2 protein-coding genes and 1 pseudogene are annotated in these 1,976 nt (G+C 50.3%); all 3 read right to left on the bottom strand.

Going from position 1 to position 1,976, the window contains the following annotated elements; all coding sequences use genetic code 11:
- Positions 1-177: pseudogene (gene pcm / locus B3O33_RS15120) on the bottom strand (protein-L-isoaspartate O-methyltransferase); the annotation flags it as partial.
- Positions 174-926 (bottom strand): 5'/3'-nucleotidase SurE, encoded by a 753-nt coding sequence (surE, locus tag B3O33_RS15115; RefSeq protein WP_292362144.1) that lies wholly within the window; start codon positions 924-926, stop codon positions 174-176. The pseudogene pcm and the gene surE, both read right to left, overlap by 4 nt.
- Before the next feature lie 241 nt (positions 927-1,167).
- On the bottom strand, positions 1,168-1,976 hold an 809-nt coding region (locus tag B3O33_RS15110), incomplete at its 5' end, for a molybdopterin oxidoreductase family protein (protein WP_292363906.1).

Raw genomic sequence — 1,976 nt, 5'->3', positions numbered from 1 at the left:
CGCCGTATCTTCATAGGCTCTGCTGGCTAATGCTTCATCGACAAATAAATGCCGTGGACACTGCCGCATCACCGCCAGTAACTGAAGATTTTTGATACCACGCTCCTGCAGACGCTGGATCAAACGATCCCGTGTCCGTTGCGAAGTCATCCCTATTCCGCGAGGATCGGCGATCATGGCAAAGTGCTTTCCAACCACCGTGAAACACCATCAATCGCATCATAGCGTGTCAGATCGATTTGCAAAGGTGTGACGGATACAGCACCGCGACGAATCGCATCAAAATCGGTACCGGGACCGGCATCTTCTTCAGCGCCCGCGGGGCCAATCCAATACATTGGCCTGCCACGCGGATCCAGTTCTTTAATCACCGGTTCGGCTTTGTGCCGATGCCCAAGACGGGTACTTTCAAAGCCGATAATTTCTTCAATTGGCAAATCAGGCACATTCACATTGAGAATAGTATCGGCAGGTAATGCTACAGATTTAAGTCTTTCAACCAACTGTTGCGCCACCCAGCCAGCGGTCTCGTAATGTTTACCTTCAGAGCTGGCCAGAGAAATGGCAATGGCAGGTAATCCGAGAAAACGCCCTTCCATCGCGGCCGCTACGGTGCCGGAATACAATACATCATCGCCCAGATTAGCCCCGGCATTGATGCCTGAAACCACCATATCCGGCTCATCATCCAGTAAACCGGTGATCGCCAAATGCACACAGTCAGTAGGCGTGCCTTCGACCCGGTATACACCGTCTTCCATTTGGTCCAGTCTTAACGGATTTTCCAGGGTAAGCGAGTTACTTGCGCCACTTCGGTTGCGATCAGGGGCGACTACGGTGATTTCTCCCAGACCGGCAAGCGAGCGCGCCAGTGTCCGGATACCCTTTGCCATGTAGCCGTCATCGTTACTTATGAGGATTTTCATTATGTTTTTTTGACCTGTTGCGTCAAGAGATTATTCGCCGCTATCTTAGCAAGAATGCGCGCTTATGACATAAAAAAGGGCATGAAAACATGCCCTTTTGTGATACAAGGCGCTATTGTTCCGCCCTCTTGGGTTGGAAATAATTTATGTAAAACAAATTACATCGCCTCATCTCCATCTTGTTGATTACATGAACCTCAAGCAGTGAAGGTGCTCAAAAAACAACAGCGCCCGGACTCAATCATTGTCTAAGTTTATTGACGGCTTGACCACCACCATAACTATGAAATTCCAGTGGAACTCCACCTGGTGTGACTTTAACCGCGCAATATTTGAACTCCGGAATTTTTGCCGCCGGATCCAGTGCCGCGTTAGCTAATTTATTGACTGCCGCTTCGTAATAACAGAACGCCATAAATATCGCACCGGTCGGCACGGCTTCATCTACCCGCGCCACCACAGAAACTTCACCACGACGTGTCGACAAGGTCACCATTTCACCCGGTCTGACATTCATTTCTTCCAGGGTCAGCGGATGGATAGTCGCCACGGCTTCAGGCTCCAAGGCATCCAATACATTGGAACGGCGAGTCATTGAACCGGTATGCCAATGTTCCAGCATACGACCGGTAATCAACACGTATGGATATTCATCGTCCGGACGTTCATCCGGTTCAACAATATCTGCCGGCACAAACAAACCGCGTCCATCCGTTGTCGGGAAACGATCAGTGAAAATAATCGGCTCACCCGGATCACCTTCCTGTTCACATGGATAGACGACACCATGTTCGCGTTCCAGCCGCTCCCAGGTCATACCTCCCATGGAAGGCACGGCTTTACGAATTTCTTCAAAGACCTCTTTAGGTCCATCATAATGCCAGTCCAGCCCCATTCGCTGAGCAATCTGCTGAATGATCCATAAATCCTGACGTGCATCTCCCGGCATCGGAATGGCGGTACGTCCCATCTGTACCAGTCGATCAGTGTTAGTGAATGTACCGGTTTTTTCCGGGAAACCTGACGCTGGCAGAATTACATCGGCCAGAT

Origin of the sequence: Methylophaga sp. UBA1464 (assembly GCF_002325665.1) — a bacterium.
Classification (GTDB): domain Bacteria; phylum Pseudomonadota; class Gammaproteobacteria; order Nitrosococcales; family Methylophagaceae; genus Methylophaga.
This window is presented reverse-complemented; position numbering and strand designations above follow the sequence as displayed.